General features: G+C 68.1%; 10 protein-coding genes and 1 other annotated feature. Of the genes, 6 read left to right on the top strand and 4 right to left on the bottom strand.

Going from position 1 to position 14,603, the window contains the following annotated elements:
- Positions 1 to 84 precede the first annotated feature (84 nt).
- On the bottom strand, positions 85 to 867 hold the full coding sequence (locus ASE86_RS02125; RefSeq protein WP_235523960.1) for an SDR family NAD(P)-dependent oxidoreductase: 783 nt from the start codon (positions 865 to 867) through the stop codon (positions 85 to 87).
- Positions 846 to 2,333: a carboxylesterase/lipase family protein gene (locus ASE86_RS02120; protein WP_056421853.1), complete on the bottom strand. Its 1,488-nt coding sequence runs from the start codon at positions 2,331 to 2,333 to the stop codon at positions 846 to 848. Before ASE86_RS02120 ends, ASE86_RS02125 begins: the two co-directional genes overlap by 22 nt.
- A gap of 226 nt (positions 2,334 to 2,559) precedes the next feature.
- Here ASE86_RS02120 and ASE86_RS02115 point away from each other — a divergent pair, with 226 nt between their 5' ends.
- From ASE86_RS02115 to ASE86_RS02095, 5 genes are all read left to right on the top strand, one after another.
- A complete protein-coding gene (locus ASE86_RS02115; RefSeq protein WP_056421852.1) occupies positions 2,560 to 3,360 on the top strand; it encodes a glycoside hydrolase family 75 protein in 801 nt (266 codons plus the stop codon).
- A gap of 99 nt (positions 3,361 to 3,459) precedes the next feature.
- Entirely contained in the window at positions 3,460 to 4,203 is a 744-nt protein-coding gene (locus ASE86_RS02110) for an ABC transporter ATP-binding protein (protein ID WP_056421851.1), read from the top strand.
- A complete protein-coding gene (locus ASE86_RS02105; RefSeq protein ID WP_056421850.1) occupies positions 4,200 to 5,639 on the top strand; it encodes an ABC transporter permease in 1,440 nt (479 codons plus the stop codon). The genes ASE86_RS02110 and ASE86_RS02105 overlap by 4 nt, the downstream gene beginning before the upstream one ends.
- Positions 5,636 to 6,886: a DUF3526 domain-containing protein gene (locus ASE86_RS02100; RefSeq protein ID WP_056421849.1), complete on the top strand. Its 1,251-nt coding sequence runs from the start codon at positions 5,636 to 5,638 to the stop codon at positions 6,884 to 6,886. Before ASE86_RS02105 ends, ASE86_RS02100 begins: the two co-directional genes overlap by 4 nt.
- Before the next feature lie 59 nt (positions 6,887 to 6,945).
- Positions 6,946 to 7,001, top strand: a sequence feature (sul1 is cis-regulatory element that is thought to sense ions involved in sulfur or methionine metabolism; They are found in Alphaproteobacteria).
- Positions 7,002 to 7,061: 60 nt separating this feature from the next.
- Positions 7,062 to 8,558, top strand: coding sequence for a SulP family inorganic anion transporter (locus ASE86_RS02095; RefSeq protein WP_056421848.1), 1,497 nt, complete (start codon positions 7,062 to 7,064; stop codon positions 8,556 to 8,558).
- Positions 8,559 to 8,581: 23 nt separating this feature from the next.
- Here the strand turns inward: ASE86_RS02095 and katG are convergent, their stop codons facing one another.
- Positions 8,582 to 10,855: a catalase/peroxidase HPI gene (katG, locus tag ASE86_RS02090; RefSeq protein WP_056421847.1), complete on the bottom strand. Its 2,274-nt coding sequence runs from the start codon at positions 10,853 to 10,855 to the stop codon at positions 8,582 to 8,584.
- Between the two features lie 136 nt (positions 10,856 to 10,991).
- A complete protein-coding gene (locus tag ASE86_RS02085) occupies positions 10,992 to 11,366 on the bottom strand; it encodes a hypothetical protein (RefSeq protein WP_056421846.1) in 375 nt (124 codons plus the stop codon).
- A gap of 154 nt (positions 11,367 to 11,520) precedes the next feature.
- Between ASE86_RS02085 and uvrA the strand changes: the two genes are divergently transcribed.
- Positions 11,521 to 14,454: an excinuclease ABC subunit UvrA gene (gene uvrA, locus ASE86_RS02080; protein ID WP_056421845.1), complete on the top strand. Its 2,934-nt coding sequence runs from the start codon at positions 11,521 to 11,523 to the stop codon at positions 14,452 to 14,454.
- Positions 14,455 to 14,603 lie beyond the last annotated feature (149 nt).

Genomic DNA, 14,603 nt, shown 5'->3' with positions numbered 1-14,603 from the left:
GTCAGAAAGGTTTATGCCGTAAGAATGACCTATCTGAAAGGTTCCACGACTATGCCGATCGGAATCCCCTCTGCGCCGATCGGATCACCAGCAGGTGTAGCCGCCATCGGCCAGCACGATGCTGCCGGTCATCAGGCTGGCGGCGTCGGAGGCGAGGAACAGGATGACCGACGCGACTTCCTCCGGCTCGCCCAGCCGGCCCTGCGGCGTGCCGTCGATCCAGCGGCGGTACATTTCGCTCGTCTTGTCGGCGAACGCGTTGAGCGGCGTCGCGATGTAGGTCGGCGCCACCGCATTCACCCGCACGCCGCGGCCGGCCCATTCGGCGGCGAGGCTGCGGGTCAGTTGATGCACCGCGGCCTTCGACGCGTTGTAATAGCTCTGCGGTTGCGGACGATTGACGATGAAGCCGGACATCGAGCCGACGTTGACGATGCTTCCCCGCCCCGCCGCGAGCATGTGCCGGCCGAAGGCGCGGGCGCACCAGAATGTGCCGTTGAGGTTGACGTCGAGGACGTTCAACCAGTGTTCGTCGGCGACGTCCTCCGCGGGGGTATCGCTGCGCGCGATGCCGGCGTTGTTGACCAGCACGTCGATGGCGCCCAGCCGGTCGGCACGCGCGGTGACCGCGACGCTATCGGTCACGTCGAGGATTTCGGTGGCGACCGAATACCCCTTCGCGGCCAGCGTGTCGGCGGCGCGGGCAAGCGCATCGCCGACACGATCGGCGATGGTCACCGCCGCGCCGGCTTCGGCCAGGGCTTCGGCAGTGGACAGGCCGATCCCCTGCGCGCCGCCGGTGACGAGCGCTGTACGGCCATCGAGGCGAAAGCGGTCGAGGTAGCTCATGGCAGGAACGGCGCGCACGGCATCGGCGCTTCGGTGACCGCGCGGCCCTCGGCCAGGCGATAGACCTGGCGCGTCTCGCGGTCGAACGCGGCCCACGGCAACGTGCCATCGCGCGCGAAATCGACCCAGATGCGGTGGACGCGATCCGCCAGATCCTGCGGCGGCGCCTCCCCGCACAGCCCTTCCGGCCCGGTCACGCTAGCGAGCGAATCGAAGACGAAGCCCAGCTCCATCCCGTGCGCCGCGCCTAGCTGGTCGTCGTATCGCGGCGATCGCCAGTCGAATTCATAGACGTGGGTTCGCCCCTGGTGCTCCTCGGCGAAGCGGCGCGCCGGCCAGCGGAAGACGAGGTCGCTCATCGCATCGGCCAGCACATGCCCGCCCTTGCGCGTGCCGAGACCATAGGCCTTCAGCGTCGCCCACGAGCGCGGGTGCGACTTGCGCAGGACGAACCACGACAGCAGGGCGCCGAGCTTTTCGCGCACGCCGGTCGGGACGAGGTAGAGTTTCATCTCCTCGCTGTTTGACCCGATCAGCAGATCGACCTCGGCGCCCGCCCCCGCCTTCAGCGCCTCGAGCGGCGGCTGCGGCAGCACGTCGTCGCCGTGGACGGGGACGAACTTGCTGATGCCGAACACCGGCTCCCGGCCATCGGTACCGCGCAGGTCGATCCGCGCGGTCGGCTGCGACACCGCTTCGACCGCATCGAGCATCGCGTCGGGATCGACACCGGCGAACCCCTCGCGGGTCGGGGCGATCGTCAGCAGGCCGGCGAGTTTCGTCACCAGCCGCTGCGCGACGCCGATGTCGCGGGTCATGCCGCCATGGCCGCTCTGGACGATCGCGCGGGCGAACAGACCCTTGGCGAGCGGCGAGGCGACCAGGTCGGCGATCGCCATGCCGCCAGCCGATTCGCCGAACACGGTGACGTTCGCCGGATCGCCGCCGAACGCCGCGATCTCGTCACGCACCCATTCCAGCCCGGCGATCATGTCGCGCAGCCCCAGGTTGGTCGGCACGCCGGGGATCGGCAGGAAGCCGTCCACGCCCATGCGGTAGTTCATCGCGACATAAACGATGCCGTCGCGCGCGAAACTCGCCCCGTCCTGCACCGGTGCATCCTTGCTGCCGACCAGGAAGCCGCCGCCGTGGATGAAGACCATCACCGGCAGTCCGGTGGCCTCGGTCGCAGGCCGCAGCACGTCGAGCGTCAGATGGTGGTCGCCCCGCACCCAGCCCGACCCGATCAGCGGCACGACATCCAGCCCCGGCAGCGCGCGCGTCCGCTGCGGCGCGTTGGCGCCGGGCGTCTCGACCAGCAGAACGCCCTCCCACCGCACGTCGCGATCGGGCTCGGCGAACCGTCGCGCACCGACCGGGGCGGCGGCATAGGGAATGTCGCGGAAGTGCAGGATGCCGTCCTTCACCACGCCGGGCACGATGCCGCCGGGCACGCGGACGGTCGGGTCGGAACTTGCTGGCATGGGCCACCCCCTCTCGCAGGACGCGACTGATCGCGGTGCGGCGATGCTAGGCGCGCCTGCGGCGCCTTGCCACCGCGGCCGCTGTGCCGATCGGCTGATCCGCGCTGCCGAAGATGCCGCCGGCCGCATCCGGTCGAGCCGAAACGGACGCGATCGCGCTTGTATCTCGGCAAGCGTCTTGCTGTCCTGTGCCCGGACCGTCGTGTCCGATATTCGGGAGGGCTTTATGAACCGGGCATTCCTTGCGATCGCACTCGTCGGCAGCGCGCCGGCCACCGCTGCGGACTTCCGTCCGTGGACCGACTTTCCGGGCGCCCGGTTCAAGGGCACGCAGTTGTGGCGCGACGCGGGCTCCGGCGCCTATTGCTATGCGACCGATCACAGCCGGGTCGATGCCGACGGCGCCCCCGATGCCTATCATCCCGACGACCGGATGCGGTCGCGCCCGCCGTACCTCGGGCTCGACAATCCGCAGAACGCCGGCTGGCCGCAGACCGGGTGGTGGCCCGACGTCCTGACGCGCGATCCGGCAAATCCGAAGGTGCCGTATCGCCAGCAAAGCGGCCCGTACCGCGGATATTTCGTGTCGCACACCGCGCTACGCGTGCGCGGCGGCTCCGAAACGGATCCGGCGACCTTTGCTGATTCGCGAACCATCCCGTACATCGTCCTGCCCGGCAGCGACTTCCCCAGACGCCGCGGCACCGGTGCGCCCGGCGATGTCGGCTGGGCCTGGAACTTGGCGACCGGCAAGGGGACGGCCTTTGTCATCGGCGACACCGGCGGCGGCGCGGGCGCACGGCTGGGCGAAGCGTCGATCGCGTTCTTCAAAGCCTTGGGCGGCACCGCGCCCAACGCCCGCACCGGCGCCGGCGTCGCACCCGGTACCGTCCGGTTCGTGGTCTTTCCGGGATCACGCCGCACGCTGGGCTGGCCGGCGACCCCGCAGCAGGTCACGACGCTGGCCAGGCAACAGGTCGATCGGCTCGGCGGCGCCGGACAGCTGAAAGTCTGCGGCGGCGGGTGATCCCACCCGCCCGACACGCCCCGTCGACTGCCCTGACAAATTGAAATGATACATCATTACGCTTGACCTGCCGGGCGACGGCAGGGCACAGGCGCCGCCATGCCGGACATCCCGCCCCCGCCCGCCCCTTCGCCCGAGATCGCGATCCAGGACGCGGTCCTGTCCTATGGCGCGCACCGCGTGCTCGACGGGCTGTCGCTGTCGGTCGCGGCGGGGGAGATTTATGCGCTGCTCGGCGGCAACGGTGCGGGCAAATCGACGACGCTGTCGGCGCTGCTCGGCTTCGTGCGCGTCGATGACGGGCAGGTACGCATCGGCGGACACGATCCGGCGGTCGATCCGGACGCGGCGCGGCGGCAGGTGGCGTATCTGCCGGAGAATGTCGCGCTCTACGAGCATCTGAGCGCGGTCGAGAATGCCGATTACCTGCTCGCGCTGTCGGGCACGCCGCGGTCGCGCCACGCGATCACCGACGCGCTGGCGGCTGCGGGGTTGCAGGACCGCGCCTACGTCCAGCGGCTCGGCGGCTTTTCCAAGGGAATGCGCCAGAAGGTCGCGATCGCGGTTGCCCTGTTGCGCGAAGTACCGGTGTTGTTGCTCGACGAGCCGACCTCCGGCCTCGACCCGCGCGCGACCGCCGATTTCAACACGCTGCTCCATGCCGTCCGTGCCCGCGGCACCGCGGTGCTGATGGTCACGCACGACCTGTTGAGCGCGGCCGATGTCGCCGACCGCATCGGCTTCCTGGAGCGCGGGCGGATCGTCGACGAGGTCGCGGCGGGCGGGACCGCACGGTTCGACGTGCGCGCGCTGCATCACCGGTTCTCGGGCGCACCGGCATGATCGCGGTCCGGCTGATCGCCCGCGACGAGTTGCGGCTGATGTGGCGCAACCGGGTCGCGGTGACCGCGGTCGTGCTGTTGCTGGTGCTGACGCTGGTCGCCGTCGTCACCTCCTGGACGCATCAGCAGGGCATCGCCGACGCGCGCGCGCGCCACCAGGCGGAGGCCGATCACGCGTTCGAGGCACAGCCCGATCGCCACCCGCACCGCGTCGTCCACTATGGCCACTTCATCTTTCGCCCGCTGGGCCCGGTCGCTGCGTTCGATCCCGGAGTCGATGCCTTCACCGGCAACAGCATGTTCCTGGAGGGGCACCGCCAGAACACCGCCAATTTCGGCGACGTGCGGCAAAGCTCGCTGCTGGTCCGGTTCGGCCAGCTGACCCCGGCGTTCGTGTTGCAGGCGGTGGCGCCACTGCTGCTGGTCTTCCTGGGCTATGGCGCGGTCGCGCGCGAAACCGAACGCGGCACGCTGCGCCCGCTAATGCTGCAAGGCGCGTCGGCGCGGGCGATCGTGCTGGGCAAGCTCGCGGCACTCGGTCTGGTCGCGGTGCTGGTCGGATTGCCCGCGATGATCGGGCTGGTGCTCATCGCGGATCAGCCGGGCGCCCATGCCGGGCCGATGGCGGTCATCGCGCTCGCCTATGCCGGCTATCTCGCGCTGTGGGTCGTCGCGATCACGGTCGTGTCGATGCTGGTCAGGCGGCGGCGTGACGCCTTGCTGGCGCTGCTGGCGGTCTGGGCGGTGACCGTCGTGCTGCTGCCCCGCGTCGCGCCCGATGTCGCGAGCCAGGCCTATCCCCTCGCCAACCGCCTCCAGACCGACGTCGCCATCGCGCGCGACCTGCGACGGATGGGCGACAGCCACAATCCCGACGACCCGCACTTCGCCGCATTCAAGGCAAGCGTCCTGAAGCGCTACGGCGTGACCCGGGTCGAGGACCTGCCGGTCAACTACAAGGGCCTGCTGGCGCTGGAGGGTGAAGCGATGACCAGCCGCCTGTTCGATCGCTATGCAAGCGAGAGTTTCGCCACGCACGCGGCGCAGAACGCGCTGGTCGCCGGCGTCGGCCTGATGAGCCCGACGATCGCGCTGAAACAGGCGTCGATGGCCGCCGCCGGCACCGATTTCGCCGGGCACCGTCGCTTCCTGGAGCAGGCGGAGGCGTATCGCTACGATCTGGTCCAGCGGCTGAACCGGTTGCAGGCGGAGGCCGTCAGCTATGCCGACGATACCGCGCGGGACGCCGGCGCCGATCGTCGCAAGCGTATCGGTGCGAACAACTGGCAGCGGATGCCGGAATTCGCCTTCGCGCCGCCCGATGCGGCAACGCTGGTCCGCGCGAGCCTGCCCGGCCTCGGCATCATCCTCGGCTGGCTGGCGCTGGGCCTGGTCGCGCTGGCCGTCGCCACGCGCCGGTTGGGAGCCCGCCGATGACGTTGTGGGTGCACGAGACGCGCCTGCTGCTCCGCTCGCGTCTGGCCGGCATCGCGCTGGTCCTGCTGGCGGTATTCAGCGCGGCGGCAGTGACCGCCGGCATGGCCGAGGTCGCCCGACAGCGCGCCGCGATCGCTGCCATCGCCCCGGCGCAGGCCGAGGATATCGCCGCGGTCGCCGCCTATATCGACCGCGAAAAGGATGCCGGCAGTGCGGCCTACTACAGCTTCCACCCGACGTGGGACGCGCCCGCCCCGCTCGCCTTTGCCGCGATCGGGATGCGCGACGTGGCCCCCTACATCCTGCGTGTCCGCGCGCTGGGGCTGGAGGCGCAGATCTATGACGGTGACACGTTCAATCCCGAACTCGCGCTGCCGGGGCGGTTCGACTTCGCCTTCGTGCTGGTGTTCCTTGCGCCGCTATTCGCCATCGCGCTGTTCCATGACCTGACGTCGGGCGAGCGTGAGGCGGGGCGGGCGCGGATGCTGGAGGCGATGCCGGGCGCGCGGCGGCTGTGGCTGCGGCGGGGCCTGGTGCGCTTCGCACTGTTGCTCGCGGCGCTGGCGGTGCCGTTCGTTATCGGCGCGATCCTGTCGGGCGTCGCAGCGGATACGATGCTGCTGATCGTCGCGGTCGCGGCCCTCTACCTGCTGTTCTGGATCGGTCTCGCCGGGATCGTCTCGCGGTTCGGCCGCGGCTCGACCGCCAATGCCGCGACGCTCGCCGGGCTCTGGCTGGTGCTGGTGCTGGTCGTACCCACGCTCGCCAACGTCGTCATCAACCGCGCGATTCCGGTCGACGAAGGATCGCGGATCGCGCTCGCCCAGCGCGAGAACGTCCACCGCGCCTGGGAAATCCCGCGCGAGGAAACCATGCGCCGCTTCTACGCACGGCATCCCGAATGGGCGGATTCGGCGCCGCTGCCGGTCGCCTTTCACTATAAATGGTACTTCGCCTTTCACCAGAACGGGGACGACAGCGTCGCGCCGCAGGTCCGCGCCTATCGCGCAGGGCTGGAGCGGCGCGCAGCCGTGGCGACCGCGATCGGCTGGGCACTCCCCTCGGTCGGCGTGCAGGCGCTGCTGACCCGTCTCGCCCGCACCGATCTGGCCGCGCAGCTTGCGTACCAGGACCGCATCCGCGCTTTCCACCGGCGGCTGCGCGACTTCTATTATGGCTATATGTTCCGCGACCGGCCGTTCGGGCGAGAGGATTTCGCGAAGGCCCCGACCTTCGCGGCATCCTGACCCCGCACCGTCCGCGGTTGCGCACGCCGCCTGGTTTCGGTTAAGGCGCGCGGCAATCGCAAGGACCCGGTGCAAACCCGGGTGGCTATTCCGGCCGCCGATCCGCCGGACAACATCACACATGCAACCCTTTAGCGCCGCTTCGTCGCGCCATGTGCCCTGATGTGGACATTCCATGACGTTCGATTTTCCTATGTATCGCCGCCAGTGGTTCACTGACGGCGCCGCCGCCCGCCGCGACGTGCTGGCCGGCATCGTCGTCGCACTGGCGCTGATACCCGAAGCGATCGGCTTCTCGATCATCGCCGGCGTCGATCCGCGCGTCGGGCTGTATGCCTCGGTCGCGATCGCCATCGTTATTTCGCTGGTCGGCGGTCGACCGGGCATGATTTCCGCCGCGACCGCCGCGGTTGCGGTCGTCGTCGTGCCGCTGGTGCGCGACCACGGCGTCGACTACCTGTTCGCCGCGACGATCCTGATGGGGATCATCCAGATCGTCGCCGGGCTGCTGCGGCTGAACCTGGTCATGCAGTTCGTGTCGCGGTCGGTCATCACCGGTTTCGTCAATGCGCTGGCGATCCTGATCTTCCTCGCACAGCTCCCCCAGCTGACGGGCGTCGGGTGGCAGACCTATGCGATGGTCGCCGGCGGCCTCGCCATCATCTACGGGTTCCCGCGGCTGACACGCGCGATCCCGTCGCCGCTGGTCGCGATCCTGGTACTCAGCGCGCTCAGCATCGGCCTGGGTCTGACCGTCAACACCGTCGGCGACATGGGGAAGCTGCCCGAGGGGCTGCCGAGCCTGACGCTGCCGAACGTGCCGCTGACGCTCGACACGCTGTGGATCATCCTGCCCTATTCGCTGACGATGGCGGCGGTCGGGCTGCTGGAATCGCTCCTGACCGCGCAGATCGTCGACGACATGACCGACACCGACAGCGCCAAGCGCGTCGAATGCGCCGGGCAAGGCGGCGCGAACATCGTCGCGGCGCTGGTCGGCGGCATGGGCGGCTGCGCGATGATCGGCCAGTCGGTCATCAACGTGACCTCGGGCGGGCGCGGGCGGCTGTCGACCTTCGTCGCGGGTGCCTTCCTGCTGTTCCTGCTCGCGGTGCTCGGGCCCTTCGTCGGCCGCGTGCCGATGCCGGCACTCGTCGCGGTCATGATGATGGTGTCGATCGGAACGTTCAGCTGGAATTCGATCGCGAACCTGCGCCGCCATCCGCCAACGTCATCGGTGGTGATGGTGACGACCGTCGTCGTGGTCGTCGCGACCCGCGACCTGTCGCTGGGCGTGCTGGCCGGCGTGCTGCTGTCGGGCATCTTCTTTGCCGGCAAGGTCCAGCGGATGTTCGCGGTGGCGCGCGAGGACAGCGGGGACGGGGCGCACACCACCTACCGCGTCACCGGCCAGATCTTCTTCGCCTCGGTCGACCGCTTTACCCGCGCGTTCCAGGATGCGGGCACCGCGGCGCACGTCACCATCGACGTGGCGGCAGCGCATTTCTGGGATATCTCGGGCGTCGGCGCGCTCGACACCGTCGTTGCCCGCCTGCGCCGCGACGGACGCACCGTCGAAGTGATCGGCTACAACCGCGCGAGCGCCGATCTGGTCGATCGCTTCGCGTTGCACGACAAGACCGGCGTGGAACTGGGGCTGGCGCCGCACTGAGCGCGGACACCAGTCCGGGCGGGTCACTGGTGGCAGTCGAACCGGTCTGCCATCATCACCTTCGTCCAGACCGCCACGAAGTCGCGGATGAAACGCTGGTGCGCATCGGCGGCCGCATAGACTTCGGCGATGGCGCGCAGCTGCGAATTGGCGCCGAAGATCAGGTCGTTGCGCGTCGCGGTGAAGCGCTGCTTCCCGCCGTCGCGCGTCACCAGATGGAAGCGATGCCCGCCGCCGTCCGCCGCCTTCCACACATAGTCCATGCTCGTCAGCGTGGTGAAGAAGTCGGTGCTCAGCACGCCGACGCGGTCGGTGAAGACGCCGTCCGCCGAGCCGTCCCAATTGGCGCCGAGCGCCCGCAGACCACCGGTCAGCACCACCCATTCGGGCGCCGACAGTCCCATTTGCGCGGCGCGATCGAGCGCCATCTGCTCGGGCGAAAGCTTGCCTTGCGCGACATCGTCGAACGCATCGTCGATGTAGTTGCGCAAGCCGTCGACGACCGGCCGCAGCCATTCGAAGCTGTCGGCGTCGGTCCGCGCATCGTCGGTATCCATCCGGCCGGGGACGAACGGCACCGCAACCGCGTCACCCGCGTCGGCCGCCGCCCGTTCGACCGCGACGGTGCCGGCCAGCACGATCAGGTCGGCCAGCGACACGCGCTTGCCACCGCCCGCCGCGCCGTTGAAGTCGGCCATCACCTGCTGCAACCGCGCGATCACCGGTCGCGTCCGCTGGTTGATCGCCCAGTCCTTTTGCGGGGCGAGCGCGATGCGCGCGCCGTTCGCCCCGCCGCGCTTGTCGGTCGTGCGGAAGGTCGAGGCCGCCGAAAACGCGGTAAACGCAAGGTCGGATACCGACAGCCCCGTATCTCGGATCGCCTGCTTCAGCGCGTCGATGTCGCCCGCGTCGATCAGCGGATGATCGACCGGCGGGATCGGATCCTGCCACAACAGGTCGTCCTCGATCGTGCGCTCCTCGCCCAGGTACCGTTCCTTCGGCCCCATGTCGCGGTGCGTCAGCTTGTACCACGCCTTCGAGAACTGCTCGGTGAAATAGTCGAAGTCAGCCAGGAAGCGCTCGCAGATCGGGCGATAGACCGGGTCCATCTTCAGCGCGAGGTCGCTGGTCATCATCATCAGCGGATGCGTCTGCCCCGCGATATGCGCGTCGGGCGTGTGCGGCGCGGACTTGTCGATCGGCGTCCATTGCAACGCGCCGGCCGGGCTGTGGGTCTGTTCCCAGTCGAACCTGAACAGGTTTTCGAGGTAGCTGTTGTCCCACGTGGTCGGATCGGGCGTCCAGCTGCCCTCGATCCCGTTGGTCATCGTGTGCTCGGCGTTGCCGGACCCTTCCGGATTGTGCCAGCCGAGCCCCATCTGCTCGATCGGCGCCATTTCGGGCGGCGCGCCGATGCGATCGGATTTCACCATGCCGTGGCTCTTGCCGAACGCATGGCCGCCGGCGATCAGCGCCACCGTCTCCTCGTCGTTCATCGCCATCCGGGTGAAGGCGATGCGGATATCGCGCGCGGATTCGATCGGGTCGCCGCTCTTGTTCGGGCCTTCGGGATCGACGTAGATGATCGCCTGGTTGGTCGCGGCCAGCGGCTGTTCCAGGTCGTAATCGGCATCGCCGTTCTGCCCGCGCCACCGCTTTGATCGGTCGGTCATCTTGTCGAAGGATTCGACCGTCGTCATGTCGACGACTTCCGGCCCCCAATAGGTCGCGTCGTCGGCCTCCCACGCGTCGTGGCGCCCACCGGCGAAGCCGTAGGTCGGGAAGTTCATGATCTCGAGCGCGCAATTGCCGGTCAGCACGATCAGGTCGGCCCACGACAGCGCAGCGCCGTATTTCTGCTTGATCGGCCAGATCAGTCGGTGCGACTTGTCGGTGTTGCCGTTGTCCCACCAGCTGTCGACGGGCGCGAAGCGCTGCATCGCCTCGCCAGCCCCGCCGCGGCCGTCGGCGATGCGATAGGTGCCGGCCGAATGCCACGCCATGCGGATCATCTGCGGCCCGTAATTGCCGTAATCGGACGGCCACCACGCGACCGAGGTCGTCAGGAATGCCTTGATCTCCGCCTTCAACGCCTGAAGGTCGATCGCTTCAAACGCCGCCTTGTAATCGAAGTCCTCGCCCAGCGGATTGGCGCGCGGGCCATCGCGGTGCAGCTGCTCGACGCGCAGGCGATTGGGGTACCAGTCCTGCAGCGTCGGCGGATTGGTGTGTGCGCCGCCGATGCGATCGCCGCCGAACGGGCATTTGCCGGCAAGGACGTCCTTGTAGTCATTCATGAACCGCGTGCTCCTCGAATGGAGCGAGTCACGCCCGATCCATGAGACCGCAGAACGATGCGCCGTGCGCCGCGTTGCCTAAACTATGATTTAAGTTTGCCTGTGCGCCGGGTGAGTAACTGCGGCCAGCGGATCGTCACCGTCGCCGGTTGAAGAACCCGTCGATGAACGCGCTCGCCGCCTTGCCGACCGCGTCGGCGATCGCGTGCGGATCGACCGCGCCCTGCCCCATGCCATCGGGCGGCGGCGTAGGCGGTGTCGAAGGGGGCGGCGGCGCATCGGGTGCGACCGGCGGCACGGGTGGTTCGGGCGGGCGCGGCGGCGGCGTGTCGTGCGGCTTGGGCGTCGACCGCGTCGCCAGCGCACTCGCCGCGATCGCGAAGCCCGCCGCCAGCATCCGGCGCCCTTCCGGCGTCTGCGCCTTGGCGATCAGCTTCTCCGCCGGCTTGCGCACCGTCTTCGGCAGCTTCACGCCGGCGATCGTCTTCGGCAATTTGCCCTTCTTGGCCATCGGTCACCTCTTAAGTGTATCGGGAATATAATACACGCGCGGGCATTGCCAAGACCCCGCCCGCCTTGCCGCCCGTGCCACCCATTCCCATTTCAGGCGTTGGCGGGCGCGGGGCGCTTGCTCCCAGCGAACAAATCTGGAACGGAAGAGCGCCATGAGCCTGACCCACATCTCCGTCCGCGGCGCGCGCGAGCATAACCTGAAGGACGTCAGCGTCGACATCCCGCGCGACACGCTGACCGTCATCACCGGCCTCTCGGGCTCGGGCAAGTCCTCCCTCGCGTTCGACACCATCTATGCCGAGGGTCAGCGCCGCTACGTCGAGTCGCTGTCGGCCTATGCCCGCCAGTTCCTCGAACTGATGCAGAAGCCCGACGTCGATCATATCGAGGGTCTGTCGCCCGCCATCTCGATCGAGCAGAAGACGACCTCGCGCAATCCGCGTTCGACGGTCGCGACGGTCACCGAGATCTACGATTATATGCGGCTCCTCTGGGCGCGCGTCGGCGTTCCCTATTCGCCGGTCACCGGCCTGCCGATCAGCGCGCAGACCGTCAGCCAGATGGTCGACCGCGTGATGGCGCTGCCCGAGGGCACCCGCCTCTACCTGCTCGCCCCCGTCGTGCGGGGCCGCAAGGGCGAGTATCGCAAGGAACTCGCCGAGTGGCAGAAGGCGGGGTTCAGCCGCGTGCGCATCGACGGCGAGCTCCACAACATCGACGAAGCCCCCGCACTCGACAAGAAGTACAAGCACGACATCGAGGTCGTCGTCGACCGCATCGTCGTGAACCCCGACCAGGCCACGCGTCTCGCCGAAAGCTTCGAGGTCGCGCTGAAGCTGGCCGAGGGTCTCGCCTATGCCGACCTGGTCGACGGCGTCGTGCCCGGCCGCGAGAACGACGCGACCAATGCGGGCGCGATGAAGAACGCCGGCGTCCCCGCCAACCGCATCGTCTTCAGCGAGAAATTCGCCTGCCCCGTCAGCGGCTTCACCATCCCCGAGATCGAGCCGCGCCTCTTCTCGTTCAACGCGCCGCAGGGCGCCTGCCCGGCCTGCGATGGTCTCGGCGAAAAGCTGGTGTTCGACGAAGACCTCGTCGTCCCCAACCATAGCTTGAGCATCAAGAAGGGCGCGGTCGTGCCCTGGGCGAAGTCCAACCCGCCCTCGCCCTATTACATGCAGGTGCTCGGCTCCCTCGCCAAGGCGTTCAGCTTCAGCCTCGACACGTCCTGGTCCGACCTTAGCCCTGAGCAACAGGCCGTCATCCTCCACGGCACCAAGGGCAAGCCCGTCACCCTCACCTTCATCGACGGCCGCAAGTCCTACGACGTGAAGAAGCCGTTCGAGGGCGTCATCGGCAACCTCACGCGACGCATGCTCTCGACCGAAAGCGCGTGGATGCGCGAGGAGCTGTCGAAGTATCAGTCGAGCCGCCCGTGCGAGACCTGCCACGGCGCCCGCCTGAAGCCCGAGGCGCGCGCGGTGAAGATCGCCGGCGAGGACATCAGCCACGCCACCCGCCTGTCGGTGGTCGACGCGCTCGCCTGGTTCACCGCCATGCCCGCGACGCTGAACCCGCAACAGACCGCGATTGCCGAACGCATCCTGAAGGAAATCCTCGAACGCCTGGGCTTCCTCAACAACGTCGGGCTCGATTACCTCAACCTCGACCGCACGTCCGGCACGCTGTCGGGCGGCGAGAGCCAGCGCATCCGCCTGGCGAGCCAAATCGGCTCAGGGCTCTCGGGCGTGCTCTACGTCCTCGACGAACCCAGCATCGGCCTGCACCAGCGCGACAACGACATGCTGCTCGCCACGCTCCGCCGCCTGCGCGATCTCGGCAACACCGTCATCGTCGTAGAGCATGACGAAGACGCGATCCGCATGGCCGATTACGTCATCGACATGGGGCCCGGCGCCGGCGTCCACGGCGGCGAGATCGTCGCCAAGGGCACGCTGAAGCAGATCCTGAAATCCAAGGGCAGCGTCACCGCCGATTACCTGAACGGCACCCGCGAAGTCCCCGTGCCGACCAAGCGCCGCAAGGGCAACGGCAAGAAGCTGACCGTCCAGAACGCGACCGCCAACAATCTGAAGGGCGTCACCGCGTCGATCCCGCTCGGCACCTTCACCTGCATCACCGGCGTGTCGGGATCGGGCAAGTCGAGCTTCACCATCGACACGCTCTACGCCGCCGCCGCGCGCGAGCTGAACGGCGCGCGCATCCTCAGCGGCAAGCACGACGCGATCACCGGCCTCAAGCACCTCGACAAGGTCATCGACATCGACCAGTCGCCGATCGGCCGCACCCCGCGGTCGAACCCGGCGACCTACACCGGCGCGTTCACCCAGATCCGCGACTGGTTTGCGGGCCTGCCGGAGGCGCAGGCGCGCGGCTACAAGCCGGGCCGCTTCAGCTTCAACGTCAAGGGCGGCCGCTGCGAAGCGTGCCAGGGCGACGGCGTGCTCAAGATCGAGATGCACTTCCTCCCCGACGTCTACGTCACCTGCGACGTCTGCCACGGCGCCCGCTACAACCGCGAGACGCTGGAGGTGAAGCACAAGGGCAAGAGCATCGCCGAAGTGCTCGACATGACGGTCGAGGACGCGGTCGAATTCTTCAAGGCCGTGCCCCCCATCCGCGACAAGATGGCGATGCTGGCCGAAGTCGGCCTCGGCTACGTCAAGGTCGGCCAGCAGGCGACGACCCTGTCGGGCGGCGAGGCGCAGCGCGTGAAGCTCGCCAAGGAACTCTCCCGCCGCGCCACCGGCAACACGCTGTACATCCTGGACGAGCCGACCACGGGGTTGCACTTCGAGGACGTCCGCAAATTGCTCGAAGTCCTCCACGCGCTGGTCGAGCAGGGGAATACGGTGGTGGTGATCGAGCATAACCTCGACGTCATCAAGACGGCGGACTGGATTCTTGACCTGGGGCCGGAGGGCGGCGTGAAGGGTGGGGAGATTGTGGCGGAGGGGACACCTGAGGTTGTCGTGCAGGAGCCGCGGAGCTTTACCGGGCGGTATTTGGCGCCGTTGTTGAAGGGCGGTGCGGGCGCCGAAGGACACGCGGTGGCGGCGGAGTGAGCAGGGGTGCGGATTGGGCAATTTGACCGATCGACTGCTACTCTGATCGTTTTCACGTCATCGTGATGACTAGAAGGTTCAAAAAGATTCGATGCAAAGAATCCATTTTGACTGTATATGCCAATTTTTAAACGTAAGTTCTTGCCTGT

Origin of the sequence: Sphingomonas sp. Leaf33, from assembly GCF_001421785.1 — a bacterium.
Classification (GTDB): Bacteria; Pseudomonadota; Alphaproteobacteria; order Sphingomonadales; family Sphingomonadaceae; genus Sphingomonas.
This window is presented reverse-complemented; position numbering and strand designations above follow the sequence as displayed.

Bases quoted from the DNA above. Each gene is read 5' to 3' on its own strand.
- ASE86_RS02120 (WP_056421853.1), bottom strand. From the start codon at position 2,333: ATGCCAGCAAGTTCCGACCCGACCGTCCGCGTGCCCGGCGGCATCGTG.
- ASE86_RS02115 (WP_056421852.1), top strand. From the start codon at position 2,560: ATGAACCGGGCATTCCTTGCGATCGCACTCGTCGGCAGCGCGCCGGCC.
- ASE86_RS02110 (WP_056421851.1), top strand. From the start codon at position 3,460: ATGCCGGACATCCCGCCCCCGCCCGCCCCTTCGCCCGAGATCGCGATC.
- ASE86_RS02105 (WP_056421850.1), top strand. From the start codon at position 4,200: ATGATCGCGGTCCGGCTGATCGCCCGCGACGAGTTGCGGCTGATGTGG.
- ASE86_RS02100 (WP_056421849.1), top strand. From the start codon at position 5,636: ATGACGTTGTGGGTGCACGAGACGCGCCTGCTGCTCCGCTCGCGTCTG.
- ASE86_RS02095 (WP_056421848.1), top strand. From the start codon at position 7,062: ATGACGTTCGATTTTCCTATGTATCGCCGCCAGTGGTTCACTGACGGC.
- katG (WP_056421847.1), bottom strand. From the start codon at position 10,855: ATGAATGACTACAAGGACGTCCTTGCCGGCAAATGCCCGTTCGGCGGC.
- ASE86_RS02085 (WP_056421846.1), bottom strand. From the start codon at position 11,366: ATGGCCAAGAAGGGCAAATTGCCGAAGACGATCGCCGGCGTGAAGCTG.
- uvrA (WP_056421845.1), top strand. From the start codon at position 11,521: ATGAGCCTGACCCACATCTCCGTCCGCGGCGCGCGCGAGCATAACCTG.